Annotated in this window: 19 protein-coding genes and 1 tRNA gene; 8 read left to right on the top strand and 12 right to left on the bottom strand. The window is 32.5% G+C overall.

Translation table 11 applies throughout. The annotated features are described in order from the left end of the window. Positions 1-41: 41 nt before the first annotated feature. The 5 genes from J7K39_02070 (at position 42) to J7K39_02050 (ending at position 8,754) form a co-directional block, all read left to right on the top strand. On the top strand, positions 42-1,424 hold the full coding sequence (locus J7K39_02070) for a hypothetical protein (GenBank protein ID MCD6178666.1): 1,383 nt from the start codon (positions 42-44) through the stop codon (positions 1,422-1,424). Then, on the top strand, positions 1,418-2,752 hold the full coding sequence (murD, locus tag J7K39_02065) for a UDP-N-acetylmuramoyl-L-alanine--D-glutamate ligase (GenBank protein ID MCD6178665.1): 1,335 nt from the start codon (positions 1,418-1,420) through the stop codon (positions 2,750-2,752). The genes J7K39_02070 and murD overlap by 7 nt, the downstream gene beginning before the upstream one ends. 71 nt (positions 2,753-2,823) lie before the next feature. Continuing rightward, on the top strand, positions 2,824-4,302 hold the full coding sequence (gene rmuC / locus J7K39_02060) for a DNA recombination protein RmuC (protein ID MCD6178664.1): 1,479 nt from the start codon (positions 2,824-2,826) through the stop codon (positions 4,300-4,302). 71 nt (positions 4,303-4,373) lie between these two features. Beyond that, the gene (locus tag J7K39_02055) at positions 4,374-8,555 is read left to right on the top strand and encodes a PAS domain S-box protein (GenBank protein MCD6178663.1); all 4,182 of its coding nucleotides are present in this window, start codon (positions 4,374-4,376) and stop codon (positions 8,553-8,555) included. 125 nt (positions 8,556-8,680) lie between these two features. Beyond that, a tRNA-Asp gene (locus J7K39_02050) sits at positions 8,681-8,754 on the top strand. Positions 8,755-8,834: 80 nt separating this feature from the next. Here J7K39_02050 and J7K39_02045 read toward each other — a convergent pair. After that, the gene (locus J7K39_02045) at positions 8,835-10,004 is read right to left on the bottom strand and encodes an ATP-binding protein (protein ID MCD6178662.1); all 1,170 of its coding nucleotides are present in this window, start codon (positions 10,002-10,004) and stop codon (positions 8,835-8,837) included. Positions 10,005-10,182: 178 nt separating this feature from the next. Continuing rightward, positions 10,183-10,353, bottom strand: coding sequence for a hypothetical protein (locus tag J7K39_02040; protein ID MCD6178661.1), 171 nt, complete (start codon positions 10,351-10,353; stop codon positions 10,183-10,185). A 192-nt stretch (positions 10,354-10,545) separates the two neighbouring features. Between J7K39_02040 and J7K39_02035 the strand changes: the two genes are divergently transcribed. Continuing rightward, positions 10,546-11,670, top strand: a complete 1,125-nt coding sequence (locus J7K39_02035; GenBank protein MCD6178660.1) for a Fic family protein — start codon at positions 10,546-10,548, stop codon at positions 11,668-11,670. Between the two features lie 148 nt (positions 11,671-11,818). Here J7K39_02035 and J7K39_02030 read toward each other — a convergent pair whose 3' ends face one another. From J7K39_02030 to J7K39_01985, 10 genes are all read right to left on the bottom strand, one after another. After that, on the bottom strand, positions 11,819-12,328 hold the full coding sequence (locus J7K39_02030; GenBank protein ID MCD6178659.1) for a hypothetical protein: 510 nt from the start codon (positions 12,326-12,328) through the stop codon (positions 11,819-11,821). Next, positions 12,321-12,458 (bottom strand): hypothetical protein, encoded by a 138-nt coding sequence (locus J7K39_02025; GenBank protein ID MCD6178658.1) that lies wholly within the window; start codon positions 12,456-12,458, stop codon positions 12,321-12,323. The genes J7K39_02030 and J7K39_02025 overlap by 8 nt, the downstream gene beginning before the upstream one ends. Positions 12,459-12,536: 78 nt before the next feature. Further along, the gene (locus tag J7K39_02020) at positions 12,537-13,151 is read right to left on the bottom strand and encodes a hypothetical protein (GenBank protein ID MCD6178657.1); all 615 of its coding nucleotides are present in this window, start codon (positions 13,149-13,151) and stop codon (positions 12,537-12,539) included. Then, on the bottom strand, positions 13,148-14,497 hold the full coding sequence (locus J7K39_02015; protein MCD6178656.1) for an ATP-binding protein: 1,350 nt from the start codon (positions 14,495-14,497) through the stop codon (positions 13,148-13,150). The genes J7K39_02020 and J7K39_02015 overlap by 4 nt, the downstream gene beginning before the upstream one ends. Beyond that, positions 14,494-14,778 (bottom strand): hypothetical protein, encoded by a 285-nt coding sequence (locus J7K39_02010; protein ID MCD6178655.1) that lies wholly within the window; start codon positions 14,776-14,778, stop codon positions 14,494-14,496. Before J7K39_02010 ends, J7K39_02015 begins: the two co-directional genes overlap by 4 nt. 155 nt (positions 14,779-14,933) lie before the next feature. Continuing rightward, a complete protein-coding gene (locus tag J7K39_02005) occupies positions 14,934-15,740 on the bottom strand; it encodes a nucleotidyl transferase AbiEii/AbiGii toxin family protein (protein MCD6178654.1) in 807 nt (268 codons plus the stop codon). After that, the gene (locus tag J7K39_02000; GenBank protein ID MCD6178653.1) at positions 15,668-15,886 is read right to left on the bottom strand and encodes a nucleotidyl transferase AbiEii/AbiGii toxin family protein; all 219 of its coding nucleotides are present in this window, start codon (positions 15,884-15,886) and stop codon (positions 15,668-15,670) included. Before J7K39_02000 ends, J7K39_02005 begins: the two co-directional genes overlap by 73 nt. A 137-nt stretch (positions 15,887-16,023) precedes the next feature. Next, complete coding sequence (locus J7K39_01995) at positions 16,024-16,743, bottom strand: hypothetical protein (protein ID MCD6178652.1); 720 nt, start codon at positions 16,741-16,743, stop codon at positions 16,024-16,026. A gap of 112 nt (positions 16,744-16,855) precedes the next feature. Next, positions 16,856-17,026: an Arc family DNA-binding protein gene (locus J7K39_01990; GenBank protein ID MCD6178651.1), complete on the bottom strand. Its 171-nt coding sequence runs from the start codon at positions 17,024-17,026 to the stop codon at positions 16,856-16,858. Positions 17,027-17,051: 25 nt separating this feature from the next. Beyond that, positions 17,052-17,906: an SPFH domain-containing protein gene (locus J7K39_01985; GenBank protein ID MCD6178650.1), complete on the bottom strand. Its 855-nt coding sequence runs from the start codon at positions 17,904-17,906 to the stop codon at positions 17,052-17,054. A 153-nt stretch (positions 17,907-18,059) separates the two neighbouring features. On the opposite strand from J7K39_01985, the gene J7K39_01980 reads away from it, so the two are divergent. Together J7K39_01980 and J7K39_01975 are read left to right on the top strand one after the other, a co-directional pair. Continuing rightward, on the top strand, positions 18,060-18,986 hold the full coding sequence (locus tag J7K39_01980) for a bifunctional methionine sulfoxide reductase B/A protein (protein MCD6178649.1): 927 nt from the start codon (positions 18,060-18,062) through the stop codon (positions 18,984-18,986). 53 nt (positions 18,987-19,039) lie between these two features. Then, positions 19,040-20,553 (top strand): RNA methyltransferase (locus tag J7K39_01975; protein ID MCD6178648.1); only part of this gene is annotated, 1,514 nt, incomplete at its 3' end.

Raw genomic sequence — 20,553 nt, 5'->3', positions numbered from 1 at the left:
TCCATTTATCTTTAACAAAAAATTACAGCAAACAGCAACAAATGCCAAACAGACAGCAAGACTACATAAAATATCGCAAAATATACTCAAAGTTTACATATACAAACTTCCATTACTACATTAAAAATGAAGAGCTTAATATTAGTTTTGAATTTTTATTAGAAAGTGAATTTCCAAAAGATTTACCGTCTGTTAAATTTGAGCCTTCACTAAATTTAGCTCTTCCGTCGTCGTTTAAAGGCAACAAAATAAAATCTCAGGAGATAGATAATCTTGTATTTAATATGGGAATGGTTGAATTAATCAGTTATTGGAAAGCTGCCTGTCCGGCTGAAGTAATAATAAAACCATTTTATTTAAACGAAGATCAGATTCAATTCTGGAAGAAATTATATTGGAATGGGTTAGGTGAGTTTTTTTATATAAACGAGATAGCTGCTGATATGCAAAATTTTATGCATATTAGAACAGATTCGAGTAAGAAATCAGAATCGTTTTCTTTACAGACAGAACAAAAAATTATTGTCCCTATTGGTGGAGGAAAAGACTCAGCAGTAAGCTTAGAACTGCTAAAAAGCTCATCGCTAAAACTATTTCCATTTATTATAAATCCTCGTGGAGCAAGCCTCAGTACAATAAAGCAAGCCGAACTACCGGAAGAGAATATGCTTCTTGCAAAGCGCAGTATAGATCCTGCTTTAATAAGACTAAACAAACAAGGCTATCTGAATGGGCACACTCCCTTTTCTGCTATGTTAGCTTTTACAAGCTTGTTGCAAGCTTATATTACAAACACAAAATATGTTGCTTTATCCAACGAATCAAGTGCCAACGAACCTTCCGTAGCCGATAGTCACGTGAATCATCAATATTCCAAAACATTTGAATTTGAATCGGATTTTAGAAACTATTACAAAAACTATATTACACCCGACATTGAATATTTCAGTTTTTTACGACCTCTTTCCGAGCTTCAAATTGCCTGCTTATTTTCAAAATTAAAAAGTCATCATTATACTTTCAGATCTTGCAATGTTGGAAGCAAAACTGATTCTTGGTGTTGCAATTGTCCGAAGTGTTTATTTACATATATAATGTTAGCTCCTTTTATAGCAGAAACGGAATTAAACGCAATGATAGGTGAAAATTTAATTATAAAACCCTCTCTTAAAACATCGCTCGAAGAATTACGCGGATTGACAGAAGTAAAACCTTTTGAATGTGTTGGAACTGTTGAAGAAGTAAATTTATCTCTTATTCAGGCAATAAACAAAAACAATTACCCAAAGCCCAAAACACTAAAATTGCAAGTTGTAACAGAGGCAGAAAAACTCTTTGCTAAATCGCTAAAAGACTGGAATCAGGAACATTTTTTACCTGAATTTTTAGAAATATTATTGAAACAAAAGCTATCGACATGCTAAATAAACTTCCTTCTATAATTCAAGATAAACGTATTGTACTTCTGGGTTTTGGAATGGAAGGTCAATCTTCTTTTCGCTTTTTTAGTAAAAATTTTCCCAAGAATAATTTTTTAATCGCCGACAAAAACCCGAATATAAGAGAGCATCCTCTTCTTCAACAAGCTGATATAGAAATAAGTACCGGACAGAATTATTTGAGTTCTATTTCTGATAATGACTTTATTATTAAATCGCCGGGAATTAAACTTCCGGAAAATTGTAAATTAAATCACGATTCTATTTTTTCCCAAACCGATTTATTTATACAAGCCTTTAGAAAACAAATTATTGGAGTTACCGGCACAAAAGGAAAAAGCACCACTTCCAGTTTACTATTTAAAATTTTAAGCGACCAAAATAAAAAAGCAATCCTTATTGGGAATATTGGAAAGCCCGCTTTAGATTACTGGGACAAAATTGAAGATGATACCTTTATTGTCTTTGAGCTTTCTGCTCACCAATTGGAATATACACGATTCAGTCCTACTTATTCCATTTTATTAAATCTGTTTCCGGAACATTTAGATTATTTTAAGACTGAAAATAATTATTTTAAAGCAAAGCTGAATATTGCAAAATTCCAATCGGAAGGTGAATTCTTTTTTTGTAATCAAACAGAATTGATAAAAGAGGGTTTTTCTTTTTTAAAAGATAAAATTTATAGCTCAAATTATACTTTAATAAACGATAGTATTAAAAGAAAAAACGATTATAAAAAATTAATCCATATTGATGAGATGCTTTATTTAAAAGGGCTGCATCAATTAAAAAACTGTATTCCTATTTTAAATTTGACTAATATTCTTGGGCTGAATGAAGAATTGACATTAGAGAGCATAAGAAACTTCAAACCACTACCACACCGCATTGAGTTTATCGGAAAAATTAAAAAATTACAATTTTACAACGATTCTATATCGACAATTCCCGAAGCTAGTATAGAAGCTCTAAAATCTTTAAAAAAAGTCGATTATCTTATTTTAGGAGGATTAGATCGCAAACTCAATTATCAAAAATTATATGCTTTTCTTGAAAAATTTACTTTAAATACAATATTCTTTATCGGCCCTGCCGGGAAAAGAATGTTTGACGAATTAGCGAACAACAGTAAATTTAAAAAAATACATATTGAAAAGCTGCACCTGTTTGAGCCTCATTTAGAAAACATCATACAAGAAAACAAAAACTCTATCTGCCTATTATCGCCGGCGGCAGCAAGCTACGATGAATTTAAAAATTTTGAAGAAAGAGGCGACTATTTTAGAAGTCTTATCGAAAAATTTATGTAATTTTAGCTACACTTTAATTCTAATTATTGTGCCTGAGAAATATCATTTTTTAACCCTGATTTAATCTACATATGGAAATTTATCTTACTTATTTAGTAATTGTTTTACTCCTAGCGCTCATTTATTTGGTTTACAAATACGGTAACAAACAGAAAGACGATTTTGCTTTTGATGATTTTAAACGTGATATAAAAGACAATCTAGCAGAAATGCGTAAAGAAACTCGAGAGCTTAATACCGAGAACAGAAAAGAAATTAACGAGCTTTTTAAAATCCTACAAGACAGCTTATTAAACAGGGTTTTTGATTCGATAAAGATGCAACAAGCTGAGTTTAACAAATTCTCGAAATCACTATCTGATTTCTCCGATAAAATGCAGCAACATTTTACAATATTCCGCGATACACAAGCCAAAAACGCTAAAGATAGTCGTGAGGAATTAAGTAAAAACCTTAGTCGTTTTGAAGAAAAACTAGGAAAATCGCTAAATGAATTCTCAGAGCAAATGCGTAACAATTTTGCAGATTTGAATAAACAATCCCAAAACAGCCAAAAAGAGCTTAAAGAAACTGTTGAAAAGCAGATGAAAGATATCAGAACCGACAATACAACTCAGCTCAACGAAATGCGCAAAACAGTAGATGAAAAGCTGCAAACAACATTGGAAAAACGCCTCGGCGAAAGCTTTAAACAAGTCAGCGACCGCTTAGAGCAAGTACATAAAGGTCTTGGCGAAATGCAAAGCTTGGCAACCGGAGTTGGTGATTTAAAAAAAGTGCTGAGTAATGTTAAAACGCGTGGTATAATGGGCGAATACCAACTCGGAAATATATTAGAGCAAATTTTAACACCGGAACAATATTCACAAAATGTTGCAACAAAAAAAGGCAGTCAAGCTAATGTTGAGTATGCCGTAAAACTACCCGGAAAATCAAGTGATCAAGAAGTTTGGTTACCCATTGATTCAAAATTCCCATTAGAACATTATAATACACTGATAGATGCTTTTGAATTAGGAGATAAAACGGTAATTGAACAAACACAGAAATTACTTTTAAAAACCATAGAAGGATTTGCTAAAGACATAAGCACAAAATATTTAGATCCACCAAACACAACCGATTTTGCTATTATGTTTTTACCTGTAGAAGGCCTTTATGCTGAAATTCTACGGCATCCAGGTACTTTTGAGCGTTTACAAAGAACATATCATATTACAATAACCGGACCTACTACCCTTTCTGCTTTATTGAGTAGTCTGCAAATGGGATTCCGCACTTTGGCTGTTCAAAAACGCAGTAGCGAAGTATGGAAAGTTTTAGAAGAAGTAAAAACCGAGTTTAATAAATTCTCATCGACATTAGAAAAAGCACACCGACAGATACATACAGCAGCAGGAACATTAGACACCTTAGCCAATACACGTGCTCGCGCTATGGAACGCAAACTAAAAAATGTTGACAGCTTAGAAAGCTTAGAAGAAACAAAATCGGCAATTTTGCCTAAAAGTTTTGATGAAGCTTCTCAGGTTTTACCTTTTGAAGAGTAATACTAAAATAATTTGTAACTTGCACGTTAATTATTAAAATCAGTTGTTAATTTAATGAAAAACCGTATTTTATGAGCAAGTCGCTTGACCTGTCTTCTTTTGAACTCATTTTTGAGCATTCCCCTATTCCTCTTTGGGAAATTGATTATACAGAGATGTTTTCTTATTTCGATACGCTTAAAGAAGATGGAGTTAAAGATTTAAAAAAGTATCTTATTGAGAACCCAACGGAATTCTTACTTTTTATTGATAAGAGCAAAATCACACAGTTAAACCAAAAAGTACTCGACCTTTACGAAATAGATTCTAAAGAAGAACTTGAATTAAATGGTTCTCGTTTTTTTACTAAAAAATCACGAGAAATATTTATTCAGCAATTGAATCATTTTTTTAAAGGGAATACACATTTTAGTGCTAATACAGAGATCATTACCAAAAATAACACGCTTAAACATATTCGACTAAAATCAAATTTAATTAAGAAAGACGAGAAAGTTTTAGCTATTGTCTCTACGGAAGATATCGGTAAAGAAAAAATACAAGAGCAACAATTTAAAGATGCAGTAGTTTTAAGCCCAGACTCAATTACAATAAGTAGAATATCTGATGGGAAATTTACTTTCATAAACCAATCGTTTACAGATACTACTGGCTATACTGATACTGATGTTAAGAATAAATCTGCTTTTGATCTTGGCATGTGGATAAATGAAAAGGACAGAGATTATTATATTAGCGAGCTTCAAAAGAAGGGATTTATTAAAAATTTAGAAACTTCTTTTCAAACAAAAGAAGGGAGAACTATTGATACCTTACTATCTGCTAAAACAATTGTTTATAATGAAGAGCCAAGCTTTATAGTTACTTCCAAAGATGTAACTGAAATTAATGAACTAACACAAAAAATAAAGCTAAGCGAAGAACAATTCCGCAAAGCCTTTATGAATATTCCTGATGCTTTTCAGATTAATAAAGTTTCGGATGCTACTTTTGTAGACGTAAATGAGACCTTTCTAAAATACACAGGATATACTAGAAAAGAGCTTATTGGGAAAACACCTCACGATTTAAATATTTGGGTAGATGGTATAACTAATCGTAGTTTTTACCGACCACTTAAAAAAGACGGCCATATTTCCAACTTGGAGATTACTTTCCGTATGAAAAATGGGAGTTTACTTCAGGCACTTATATCTGCAGATATTATTGAATTAAACGGAGAAGCTCACATAATAACCGTCACTAAAGACATGACCGAAATTAAAGCTGCGCAAGATAAACTAAAACGCAGCGAAGAAAAATTCCAAAGTATTTTTAGCAATAGCCCCGATGCTTTAGCTATTATGGAAATGGATAACTGGACCTATGTAGAAGTAAATGAAATGTTTACTAAAATAACCAGATTATCATATCAGGAAATCATTGGCAAGTCAACCTTCAACTTAAATTTATGGACGCGTAAATCGGATCGTAAATTTTTTACTCAAAAATTACAAAACAAAGAAGAAATCATCAATCACGAGAGTTTGTTCACCCTAAAAAACGGGAAACAAATTCATATGCTTGTTTCGGCAAAACTTATCGATATTGGTAATAAAAAATACTATCTGATAATTGCTAAGAATATTAATGACTTTGTAAATATCCAAAAAGCACTTTTCGAAAAAGATAATAATTATAAAACTATTGTCAACAACTCTTACGAGGGAATTACTATTATTGACAATACATTTCATTTCGAGTATGTAAACCATCAAATGGAAATTATAACAGGATATACTACCGAAGAACTTATAGGCAAAGATTTCAGAGAATTTCTAACGCCGGAAAGTGCCACTTTAGTCGGACGACGATATAAAGACAGACAAGAAGGAAAATCTGTTCCTCAATATTATACTTTTCAAGTAATAAGAAAAAGCGGAGAAATACGGCATGTTGAAATTCATTCTTCTGTTATAAAAAATGTTGACGGCAAAAACAAAACAATTGCACAACTGCTTGATGTTACCGAACGTAAAAAAACAGCTTTAATAATAGAAAAAGAGCACCAAAGAGCAAGGCAGTACTTTGAAGTTGCAGGTACGATAATGATTGTTCTAGATACCCATGGATCTATAATTGATATCAACAAAAAAGGATGTGAAATTCTTGAAACAACCAAAGAAAATATTGTAGGCAAGAATTGGTTTTCAACTTTTCTCCCCAAAAATGAAAGTAATAGGTATAGGGAACTATTTAATAAGTCAATGGAACATAAAGAGTTTCATGATAACTACTTTGAGAACAAGATAAAAACGGTCAACGGAAAAGAGAAACTAATTGCTTGGCGCAACAGCTTGCTGAGAGATGAAAACAACAAAATAATTGGCACCATCAGTTCAGGTGAAGATATAACTAATAAAGAAGAAGCTATTCGTATTTTAAATATGAGTGGTATGGTTGCTATTTTATGGAAAAATGAAAACGGTAGTCCGATAGAATTTGTCTCTGATAATTCCGAGATTTTATTCGGATACAAACCTAAAGAGCTCTATTCTCAAAATATGAATTATCTTCAATTTATTCATCCTGACGATATTGGTAGATTAAGAAAAGAGACTGAAGAGTTATCCAAAAAAGAAAGAAACAATTTTACTCATCATCCCTACCGAATTATTACAAAAGACAATAAAATTAAATGGGTTAACGATCGCACTACTGTTCAATATAATTCCGAGGGTGAAATAACTCATTTCTACGGTGTTTTATCAGACATTACAGATGACATTTCGCGTATTGAAAAACTCAGACAATCTGAAGAAATTCTATCACAAATGAATGATGGGCTTATAATAACCGATTTATCGGGAAAAATAAGTACGTGGACGGGCAAAGCTGAATATATCTTCGGTTATAAAAATCACGAAATACTTGGAGAGCAAATTCATATTCTTTGGAAAGATGAAGACAGAGAATCACTATTTGAAGAAATAATAAGCAGTATTGACATTTACGGCTATTTCCAAAAAGAAATTACAGGTATTAAAAAAGATGCAAGTGCAATTCCATTAGAATTTACTGCAAAAACACTACTGGATACAGCAGGGAAACCGCTTTCGTTAGTTATTGTTAGTCGAGATATTACAAACCGCAAAATTGCACAAAAAGCACTAGAAGAAAGCGAAACACGTTACCGTCATATTTTTGAATCTATTTTAGATGGTGTAATTATCTACAATATGAAAGCAGAGATTGTTCAGGTAAATAAAATGGCAATAAGCATGTATGGCTATTCCTATACTGAATTTACACAATCAACAAGCTCACGATATATCAATCCCGTTAAAGATCACAGCTTTGAAGAAGTTATTAATCATCTCGACAATAGCTACACTAAAATGTTTGAAGGAGAGTCGATAGATAAAACCAAAAATGGAAAAAGTTTCTTTGTCAATGTAAAAGGACGTTTAATAAATTATAATAATGAACCACATTTACTCATTATTGTAAGAGATATAACTAAAGTAAAACAAGCCGGACACGATTTATTAAAAGCAAAAGAAAAAGCAGAAGAGAATGAAAAATTAAAGTCGGCTTTTTTAGCCAATATGAGTCATGAAATACGTACACCTATGAACTCTATTATCGGTTTTTCCGACTTACTTGGCGAAGATGATATTTCCCAAAATGAAAAGGATCATTTCATTAGAATTATCAGACAAAACGGCAATCAGTTAATGAGTATCATCAACGATATTATTGATATTTCTAAAATAGAATCAGGGCAAATTAAACTTAACTATGAAAGAATTAATCTCTGCGAAACTCTTAAGGATATCTTCAATATGTTTGAGATATCAGCACTAGAAAAAAATCTAAAGCTAATTCTTAAACCAGATTGTCCTAAAATAGAATACTTTATAATAACCGACGAATTAAGATTAAAACAAATATTAATCAATTTAATAAGTAACGCATTAAAATTTACACAGAGTGGATTTGTAGAATTTGGTTATTATATAACAGACCACAAAAAAAGTATTCGCTTTTATGTAAAAGATAGCGGCATAGGCATTTCCAAAGACAAACAAGATGAAATTTTTCAGCGCTTTATGCAAGCAGAGTTAAAGACCACCAAACTTTATGGAGGAACAGGGCTTGGCTTAGCAATTTCTCAAGGATTAGTAAACAGTTTTAGAGGAAAGATATGGTTAGAGTCGGAAGAAGGAAATGGTTCTACATTTAACTTTAGCCTTCCGTTAATTGAAGAATAATGCTCTTTTTAGCAGTTATATTTTTTTCTAAAAAATAAAATCAAAAAAGATAAAAAACATTTGGAGATAATTAAAAATAATGTACTTTTGCAACGCTTTACACAAGGCAAGTACATTGAAAAAACGGTTTGGTAGTTCAGTTGGTTAGAATACCTGCCTGTCACGCAGGGGGTCGCGGGTTCGAGTCCCGTCCAGACCGCGATTTTAAAAAGCTCTTAATTCATTTTAAGGGCTTTTTTCTTTTAACAATGTGCTTGGCATTTTTATATGCTTTGTTTTTTAGTAATTTAATCCAAAAGCCCAAAGAGGTATTACATTTAAATATCCAAATTCAATATCATCCTTTACCACAAATAATTTTCTATCTTTCTCAATTTGTTTCTGTTGTTTGTTTTTACCACCAACTTCAAACGTATAATTATCAATGACAAAATCAGCCTTTTTTGAAGAAATCACTTCATTTTTCAATCGTATTTGGTTAAAGAAAAAGGTTTCTCGTAAATTTCCTGCATTTGTTTTTTCTCCAGCTAAATTAAAAATGATATTAGTATTATCTAAATAAACTTTATCAACCTTTCCTAATCCACGAATACCACTTGTTTCATTTCTCAACTGACCAATAAGTCCAGCTTTTTCCATATAAGAGAAATAATCATCTAAAGAATTTCTACTAACTTTAATTATTTCAGAAATCTTAGAAAAATTAGGCTTAAACGGTACACTTTCTGCAATAATAGAAAGCAATTGTTTCAGTTTACGACTTGTTCCTACATTTAAGTTTGCATATTGTGGAATATCTGTTTCTAATGTTTGTACAATGATTTGTCCTAAACGTAAATTCAATTCGTTTTCATTTCCAAAAGGATAATATCCATTTTGTAGATAGTCATTAAATAATGGTAGTGGATGTTTAATGTTTTCAAGTTTTACTTCGTTATTAATTATTTGTTCTAAGGAATAAACTTCGATCTCGTAATTATGAAAAAAGTTTAAATATTCCCGAAACGAAAGCCCTTGTAATTTGTAGATTAAAGCACGACGACTTAGGTCCGCAGAACCTTTAAGGATGTCAAGAACTGAGGAACCAGTAAATACAACTTTTAATGTAGGATATGAATCGTAAATATTTTTTAATTCACGCGACCAATCTTTGTATTTGTGTATTTCATCAATAAACAAATACTCTCCTGCATTTTTATAGAAGTCATCTGCTAATTCAACAAGTTTATTTTCACTAAAATACATATCATCTGCTGATACATATAATGCTTTCTTTTTGTCTAAGTTTTCTTTGATATACTGCAAAATCATTGTTGTTTTACCAACACCACGAGGACCAATAATCCCAATCATACGACTATCCCAAGAGACTTTTTCGTACAAATAACGTTTAAAATCTGTTGTTGTATTTTGTAAAAGCGTTTCAAATTTCTGATAAAGTGTTCTCATTGCTTCTATAATTTATTTTCACAAAGATACAAAATGCACAATACAATTAACAATTATCCTAATTAATGCTCAATTAATAGTGCAATACGATTGTGTTTTTTGCTTGACGTTTATATTTCTGTATACCTAATAAAATCGTTGTTGTTATAAAAAAAGGTGTCGAAATGTAAATTTCAGCTCAAGGGTCAATAGTTGTAAACAGCCCTATTGCCGGATCATAAAACCTAGCACCATAATCGTAACAGTGAAATTCCAATTTTAATTTATTTTGTTGTATGGCAAAATTATAGGCTTCCATGGCATTTGGCTCAGTATAAACAGCGGTTGTTATTAAAGTTGAGTTAGTCAATTTTTGTTTCTAATTTAAAGTAAATGTAATGAATATTTCCAGCATACTACTTTAAACAATAAGGAGAGAAAAAATAATACAAATGGACACAATTTAACATTACGTTCATTTTTAATATATTTTTTGGACATACTCCTAGGTTTTAAAAGAAATTGGACATACTTTTGTACTATGTCCAATAAATGATAGAAAATGAACAAATATATTTTTGATCGAAACAAGCCTTTCAACAATTTACCTTTGCTTCCACCAGACAAAGAATTAGAGAATGATAGTGAAATACTAAAAAAGCTAGTCTCTGCTTCCCGTGCTTTATCTTCCGTAAATATTGAAATGACCAAGTTACCTAACCCCTTTATGCTTATAAACACAATTTCTATTCAAGAAGCTAAATCATCATCCGAGATAGAAAACATATTTACCACAGAAGATGAGCTGTTTAAGGCCATATCAGACTCAAAAAGAGAAGAACATACAGACTCGGCAACAAGAGAAGTTCTTAGATACAGAGAAGCTTTATGGACTGGGTATAATTCAATTTATGAGAAAAAGGAAATTGACTTACAAACCATAATAAATATTGTTCAGCAAATTAAAAACACTAATATTGGAATACGACCACCTCAGTCCAGAGTAATAATCAGAAGAGGAAATAGTGAATTACGTCCAGGAGAAGTTGTTTATACACCGCCAAGAGGCGAAGGAATTATTGAATCCTATCTGAAAAATCTGATTGAATACTTGAACGGATCACTAAATGCAGAAACAGATCCATTATTAAAAATGTGTATTGCACATTACCAATTTGAAGCCATTCATCCTTTTCAGGATGGCAATGGCAGAACAGGTCGAATACTGAATTTATTATACCTATCTCATACTGGTTTACTTACTCAACCAATATTATATTTATCTAAATATATTATCAAAAATAAAGATGATTATTATCATTATCTGGCTGGAGTAACACAAAGACAGAACTGGAAAAGCTGGATAATCTATATGCTTAATGCGGTTGAAAAAACTGCGGTTCAGACACGCAATTTGATTATAGATATTATTGACCAGATGAACGAAACCTATGTTTATGCGCAGTCAAAATTCAAATGGTATTCGAAAGAGCTTAACGAAGCCATTTATAGTCAACCCTATATTAAGGCCAAAACTGTTGGTGAAATTCTCAATAAAACATCGAGAACAACCATAACAAAATATATGGCCGAACTAACAAAAACCGATATTTTGACACCCAAAAAAGAAGGCTTGGAAGTTTATTATCTAAATAATGATTTGCTAAGGATTTTGAGCGGTGATTAGTAAGAAAAAAGCCCGGACTTGCCGGCTTAGAGACTCTGAAAAATTTTGGTAGTACTGATAACTTAAAATGAAAAACCCGACGCAGAGCCGGGTTTTGGGTAATTCTTAATTATTGCCAGTTATTTTTCAGTATTTTCATAAAATAAAACTACCTGCTAAATCTTGGTTTCCTTTCACCACTAACAGGATAAAGATCATAAAAATACCCATTAGATAAAGTATTGTTTCTCTTTATTGCATAAAATTTCGCTTCAGTTTTTGAGTAATGTAAGTATTTGTCAGCTTTGTTAACTGATCTGAATTGAACCAATGAAGATAATCCATAATACTGATCCTGAAAAACTATCATATTATCTTTTGTAAAAACAATCCTTGTATAATTATCTTTAACATGACTGCAATCACAATCAAATCCAATAATGTTACTTATTTCATCAGGCATTGTCATACTCGCAAAAACATAAACATTATTCCAATCAAACTCTGTTATTTCATTTAAACCGATAATACAGCTTTCAGGTGTCGAAAAATCAGAACACTTGGTCTCAACTTGTTTAGCAATTCGTTCATCAAATGAATTAGTGCAACTATTAAGAAAAAGAAGACTAACAACTGCTAAAAATATAAATATTACAAGGCTATTATTAATTTTATTCATTCTCTTCATCTTTATTTAACCCATTTTCTCCTTTTGACTGTGTATTTTCAATTGCTTTTTGATGTTGTTCTTCCGTTATTTTTGTTTTAGTAATGGAAAATCCAGATTCTGTTTCGGTTACAGTCCACATTCCATCTTCTTTAAAAGTATCTAAAACAAGTTTGGTTAGGTCAGCGTTAGATGCGTCAGGGTTATTTTCACCAATGGTTTATCCAATGATATTGTTCAATAAATCGGCCATCCCATCAGCTTCAGACAACTTTTCTTTGCTAGTGCCAGAAACAGTATAACCTTCGGCTGTAACACCAACTTCTGGGACAGTAAAACCTTCATGAGCAAAACCAGCACTTTTAGCAATGTCTGTCCCGTATTCTTGTGTAATCATTGCCTGCCATACGCCATGTCGCACAGCATTTCTTTGTGAACCTTCACCAGTTAAAAGATTATCCTTTGCAGCATTAATGGAAAAATTTCCGGCATATGCGATTAAGTTTTTACCATCACGTTTATACTCAAAACCAATACCCCTTGCAGCAATGGGATGAGCAAAAGCAAAACTTGCTTCTGCTTTCTTTTGGCGTTTACTTGGATCATCCGGACCTAATCCATTAAAATCAACATATCTTATCGGGTTGTTAGCTGCATAAACAAAAGGAGACTGAAAACTGTACTTTTCACTTAAAGGATCCAATGTGTGGAAGCGTCCCAACTGTGGGTCATAAAACCTTGCCCCGTAATCGTAACAGTAAGTTTTTTGATTATTGGGGGGATTCAGTATAATCCACAATCTCATTTGCCCACCAAGTATAAGCACTTCTGTCATAGGTTATAATTCTTTACAAAAAAATCTAAATACTCTGGTATTTTGGTTCCTAAATAATAGGGCAAATTCATTAATAAATATGGCGTTCCTCCAGGTGTAGTATGGGTTTCCACTTTAAATACTCCAGCGTAAACACGCATAGCATACGGATGGTCGGTTCTTTCAATAAATTGATGTAGAGACCTTAACCTCCCTTGACTCCCAGATTTTACTTCAATGGGAATAAGATATTTACCGGATCTATACACCAAATCTACTTCAGAATTGGAATCTTTGGATTCTCTTACCCAAAAATGTGGAATATACGTTTGCTCATCATGAATAGAAATTAACTCCTGACAAACCAGATGATGAATAATTTTGCCTCGATAAAAATCATTAAGATCTTTAACGGTTATCATATCTCCTTGTATTAGCAATATATTATTTAACATTCCTGTATCGAGAAATTGTAGGCGAGGTCTTTTCTTTAAATTAGGACGAAGAGGCGGCGATATACTGGTAGTTGGATAAATGAGTTGTATTATTTTAGCTAAACTCAAAGAACGAAGAGCCTCACCGACTTCTCGTGAACGATAATTTGATTCTCCAAAACCTTCAAATTTAATCCGGTCAATTTCATTTGGAGCTACGTTAATAATATGCTGAAGAACTTTTTTATCCGAATTGTTTCGCGCATATTTTTCAACATCGTCTTTATAGGCCTGCCACAATTTATTATACGTTTTCGATAGTATTGCAATACTTTTATTTTTAATATACTGACGTACTACTTCAGGCATTCCACCTACAATTGCAAAGTCGTGAAATAAATCTAATAATATATCGTGTGCATAATCAGGAATGGGAATTTTCTTAATTACGTTTATTGCTTGTGTATGATTTATCGCGCCCAAATACTCTTCAAAATTTAAAGGATGCATATAAAGATACTCTATTCTACCCACCGGAAAACTAGGCACTTTGCCTAATGCAAATTCCAATAAAGATCCTGCTGCTATAACGTAGAGTTCTGGTTTTTCTTCATAGAAATACCTAAGCAATTGAATTGCTTTGGGTGATTCTTGAATCTCATCAAGAAATAAAAGTGTTGGTTTATTTGTAGGCGTAACATCTCTAAGAATATATGCGCCATTTAAAATCTTATTAATATCGTCAACCTGAAACAGATTACGATCAGCATCTCTTTCAAGATTCAACTCAATGTAATTGTCAAACTCTTTAGAGAATTCTCTTACTAATGTCGTTTTGCCTACTTGTCGGGCTCCACGCAATAGCAATGGTTTCCTATTTTCTGATTCCTTCCACTCAAGCAGTTGAGAATAAGCTTTCCTTTTTATATTCATTTTTGTTTATTTTGTAACAAAGAGGATGTAAATATACAAGTATTTTGTAACAAAGAGATGGTATTTACTTGTAATACTTGTACCAAAGCGACGGTAATTGTGAATTTAATTTGTAAAATAGCCAGAGTTATTTGCACAAAATTCACATCAGAAAACCTTGCACCGTAATCGTAACAATCAAATTCTAAGTTTAATTTATTTTGTTGAATGGAGTAATTATAGGCTTCCAGAGCATTTGGCCCTGAATCCAAAGCGGTAGTTATAAAAGTTGGATTGGTCAATTTTTGTTTCTAATTTAGAGTAAATGTAGTGAATATTTCCCGTTCAGAAATCACAATATTTTTAGTTGTAAAGCTTTTATACAACCTAATCTGGAGACTAAGCCAAGCAGGAGCGCATAATTTACCAAGATCACAATCAATCGACTGCTTACAATTTATTTATGCAATGCATAATACTTAAACCAATAGTAAAATGCTTCTGGATTGGTCTTTTTAAGCTTATTTAGCTTGGTATTGTTGGGTTGTTCGATTATCCATTCCTTCATATCAATTTTGTTGTTATACCGTTCCAGTTCAGTACTGATTTTCATTAATGCTGTAAGGTATGCTGTTCGTGAAGCATGAACAATGGCTTTTTCTATATGATACTTTTCGGAAAATATATAATTAGTAATCTGTTTTAGCCCAAGCTGTAGCACTTCAAAGTTAGCATTTCCAATGGGTTGGCGCAATGCAATGGATAAACAATTCTCAACAATATCATCTAATACAATATTCACATCAGAACCTAAATCCCGATATTGGAGTTCAACAATAGCAAAGCGAACAAAAACATCATAAACAATTTTAACATCGTTTATTTCTTCAAAAATATTTCCAATATCGTAAAGTTGTTTAATTATTTCCTGACCCATTGGTCTATCATTTTTGAAATATGGGATTCCTGTTGTATTGGGTGCAAAAGCGGTTAATTTATCTCCCATGATATTATTAAAATCGGGAGTTCTGGTTTCGATATTATCTCCAGCATTTAAAACGAAAGAAGACTGAATTGGGATTGAAATCAACGTGGTATAATGGATTTTTTCAAACAAAATATCAAGCAATATAAAATCTTCATCATCCGCTTTAAGTGCATTGGGATAGAAAAATTTATAATGCGCTTTTTCTATTCCACTAATTGTTTTCCGCTTTTGTTCTTCAAAACCAATAAACCCTTTATTATCAGCAATTTTGGACAATATTCCTTGAAGACTTTCATCCTTTTCGGAATAATAATATCTATATCAATGGATAATCTTTTGGTGCTATTGAGTATCAACATAAGTGCTGTTCCGCCTTTAAAAACGTAGTCGAGTTTTGATTCGGACAATCCTTCCAATAGCATTAATGCACGAATACACGAATAAGTTTCTGAACCAACCCTTTATCTGCTTTTTTTGTGTGAGCAATTTCGGAAATCCACTCGTTTGTTGTACAAATTGTTTGAATCATTATAATTAGATTATTGACAGTAAATTAATTTTACTGTCGTTTTATAGTATCGATATAATTGGCGATTGTTATCCGTTTTTCCTTTCTACTGGCATATCTAAGCAATTTATCAGTGTTTATGGTATATTTGGAAAACGCATTTGTAAAAATATGTATTAACTCATTTCCTTGAAGAAACTCAAATTCTTTATCGACAAACAAATCCACCAATAACTTTTCGATAGTGATGGTCTGGACTTTTTTTACAACTTGAAGAGGTGAAGCTGTAACTAATGGACGAACTACGATTTGACTTTCGTCAAAAAACACATCGTCATTGATTGTTCCTTTTAATACAAATTTATATTTTTCCCCAAGTTTCTCATAAACCGCATCAATAGCATCTCGCTCCACTTCAACATAATATATATCTTTATTGATAAGGTGTTGTGAAAGTGAATTTATTTCACTTATATGCCAAATTAAAAAATTTAAATACGGAAAGTTAGCTTTCATCAAGTTATTTAGCCGTATAGCTTTAGATGATATCTGTGGTGAAAAAATATTTCCTGTCCCTAATTTATATTTACCTCTTCCAACCCGTTGAATTACTCCAATTTTAACAAGGGTGTTAATTCTCCAATTAACTGTAGTTCGTGGAATTTTAGCATCAAATGATTGATAAAATGCATATATATCAGACACATGAAAAAAAATGCTATTCTCAAATACATTTTTAAATTCTTCGATATGGTATTCTGCTGTTCTCATTTAAACTATTTGAAACAAATATAGTTTAGATTATTTTGTTCATCAATGCAAGATTAATTTAACAATATGAAATAAATATTACCATTTAAGGGTACAGATATTAATCTAATATTCATTTTAACTTTCGTCCTGCCTTTTTTAACGCTTCTGAAAGTAGCCACTCTATCTGACCATTCATACTCCGAAAATCATCAGCAGCCCATTTTTCAAGTGCATCCATCATTTTTGGATTTAAGCGTAAAGCAAAAGCCTTTTTTTTATTGATTTTTTTCTTCTCAGACATTTTAGAATACTTTTTACCCAAAAAATTAATGATGAAGTGTTCCTGTATTTACAATGGGAGCAGCATCTTTATCACTAACCAAAACAACCATCAAATTACTAACCATAGCGGCTTTACGCTCATCATCCATTTCAATAATATCCTCTTCCTTCAACTGATCAAGAGCCATTTTAACCATACTAACAGCACCCTCAACTATCTTAAACCGTGCTGCTACAATAGCGGTAGCTTGTTGACGTTTTAGCATAGCTTGAGCAATTTCTTGGGCGTAGGCTAAATGAGAAATACGAGCTTCCATTACCTCTATTCCAGCAATTTCTAAGCGTTCCTTAAGTGCATGCTCAAGCTTATGATTAACAATCTCGCCTCCTGATCTTAGCGTAATATCAGCACCCTCATCATCAAAATTATCGTAAGGATAATCACCTGCTAACTTCCTAATTGCGGCTTCTGATTGTATCTCTACAAACTGAATGTAATCATCAACGTCAAAAGCAGCTCTAAACGTATTATTAACTCTCCAAACCAATACAATTCCTATCATAATCGGATTTCCTACATGATCATTCACTTTAATAGGCGAACTATCTATATTCCTTGCTCGTAATGATATCTTTCTTTTTGTAAAAAAAGGGTTAGCCCAGAAAAATCCGTTATTACTCACGGTTCCTTTATATGAGCCAAATAAAACCATAACCATCGATTCGTTTGGATTAACAATGAAAAATCCAATTGCCAAAAAGATTCCAATGACTAAGAAAACCAATAAAACAATCATTTTCGACAGAATAATTAATGGAATTGGTACAAGAATTAATATTAAAGTTATAAATAACATAAAATAACCTGATGATGGACTAAATTCTTTTTCTTCTTTCATAATATAGTAAATTTATAATTTGTAATGATATTATTTTAATATCACAATAATACAAAATACCAAAATATATATCAAGTTTTTAAATGATTATTTTTTTAACAGCTTTTTAGAACTTATCTTCGGAACAGAAATCAATTTTAAGTTTCTTTGCATATGAAACAAAAAACAATAGTTTTAGCATCTCTATTAATATTTACAATTATGTCTACAAACAGCCAAAATAAACCAAAATACAAAGCATTAACAGCAGAGGAAGAAAAGGTAATAGTATATAAAGGAACGGAACGTCCTTTTTCCGGACAGTATAACGAACATACAGAAAGTGGCACTTACAACTGTAAAAGATGTGGTGCTCACCTATATAAATCAGACGATAAATTTGACGGACATTGCGGATGGCCAAGCTTTGACGATGAAATTCCGGGAGCTATTGAGCGTAAATTAGATGCCGATGGCAAAAGAACGGAAATTCTTTGCGCTAATTGCGGTGCTCATCTTGGACATATTTTTGAAGGTGAAAAATTTACCGATAAAAATATCCGTCATTGTGTAAACTCTATATCTCTTAATTTTGAAGCCGTAAAACTTCCCGTAGAAAATTTTGACACTACCTATTTTGCAAGCGGTTGTTTTTGGGGAACTCAATATCACTTTCAGAAGCAAAAAGGAGTAATATCAACGGAAGTCGGATATATGGGAGGACATCGCGACAACCCAACTTACGAGCAAGTGTGTACGGGACAAACAGCTCATGCAGAAACGGTAAAAGTTATTTTCGATGCAAACAAAATAAGTTATGAAGAGTTAACGAAAATATTTTTTGAAACCCACGACCAAAGTCAGCGAAACCGTCAAGGACCCGATATTGGAACACAATACCGCTCTGCAATATTCTACACCTCTGAAACAGAAAAGGAAACAGCTAAAAAGCTAATAGCCGAATTACAGAAAAATGGTTTTGATGTAGCCACAGAACTTAGTCCTGCTACTACATTCTGGAAAGCAGAAGATTATCACCAAAACTATTATAAAAACAAAGGAGGCACTCCATATTGCCATATTTATCAAAAGAAATTTTAGTTAAAGCGAGCCTAAGAAAAAGCTATCTTTGCAAAAAACTTAAAGCATAGACATTGAAAGATTTATACATAGCTAAAACATTTGCCGGATTAGAAGAAATTTTAGCACAAGAACTTCGAGATTTACAAATAAATGAAGTAGAAATACTTAATCGCGCCGTTTCATTTAAAGGCGACTTAAAAGACTTATACACAGCTAATTACTGGTGCAGAACCGCCATAAGAATTTTAAAACCAATAGCAGACTTTCCTGCTGCCGATGAGTTGGCTTTATACAAAGGCATTCGTTCTATAGATTGGTCGCAACTTATGGGATTGGAAGATACCTTTGCTATTGATGCCACTCTTAGCAATTCCAAAATAAACCACTCGCAATATGCTGCTTTAAAAACAAAAGATGCTATTGCTGACCAGTTTGTATTCAAATTTAAAGAAAGACCAAATGTTGAGACTACACGTCCCAATTTACGTATTAGCATCTTTATTAAAGACGATCATTGTACCGTTTCCTTAGACAGTTCGAATATATCTTTACACAAGCGCGGCTACCGTGTAAGTGCCGGCTCTGCTCCTTTGAACGAAGTTTTGGCCGCGGGTATGATTCTATTAAGCGGCTGGGACAAAAAAAGCAATTTTGTTGATCCAATGTGCGGCTCGGGAACTTTACTTATAGAAGCAGCTTTAATTGCAATGAATATTCCACCTGCCAGCTATCGCGATTTCTTTGGCTTTCAGAACTTTAAAGATTTTGATGCTGAGCTATGGAAAGAAATTAAAATTGATGCCTTAGCACAACAACAAGATTTTGACTACAAAATAGTTGGAACCGATCTTGCTGCCGGGATGATTACAATTGCTGAAAAAAATATTAAATCGGCACATCTTAAAAACGAAATACAGCTTGAGCAAGTCCCAATGCAAGAATTTAATCCTCCTAAAGGTCCCGGAATAATGGTTTGTAATCCACCTTATGGAGAGCGTATCAAAACACGCGATATTGTGGAATTATATCGTGAAATGGGCGATACAATGAAACAAAAATATGGCGGATATAATGCTTGGATAATCAGTTCTGATATTATTGCTCTAAAGCAAATCGGCTTATATCCATCGCAAAAACTCGAACTTTATAACGGACCCCTTGAATGTCGTTTTGAGAAATTCGAAATCTACGAAGGCAGTAAAAAAGAAAAGTATAAAGACTATAAATCAAGAGGTAAACAAGATAATAACAGACAAAAAGGACCTGCTTACCGAAGAAAAGACGATTGGGATAGAGAAGGAAAAAATACCAAATTTAAAGGAAAAACAAAAAGCGATTGGGCATTTGATGCTAAGCTAAAAGAAGAGCGAAAAGGGACTAAAGATAAGTTTCCCAAATCAGATGAACACAGGAAAGAACACAGATCGGATTATAAAAATAGAGACGAAAAATCCGATTATTCCGAAAGACGAACACCAAGAAGAACTTTTGACAAATCAGACAATAAGCATAAAAGAAGATCCGATTCGGATACTAAAGATGAAAGATCTAATTATGCTGATAGAAGTCGTGGTCCAAGAAGAGA

The sequence above is a fragment of the Bacteroidales bacterium genome, from assembly GCA_021157585.1.
GTDB lineage: Bacteria > Bacteroidota > Bacteroidia > Bacteroidales > UBA12170 > UBA12170.
The sequence above is the reverse complement of the archived record's forward strand: the minus strand, read 5'-3'. Positions and strand labels throughout refer to the sequence as shown.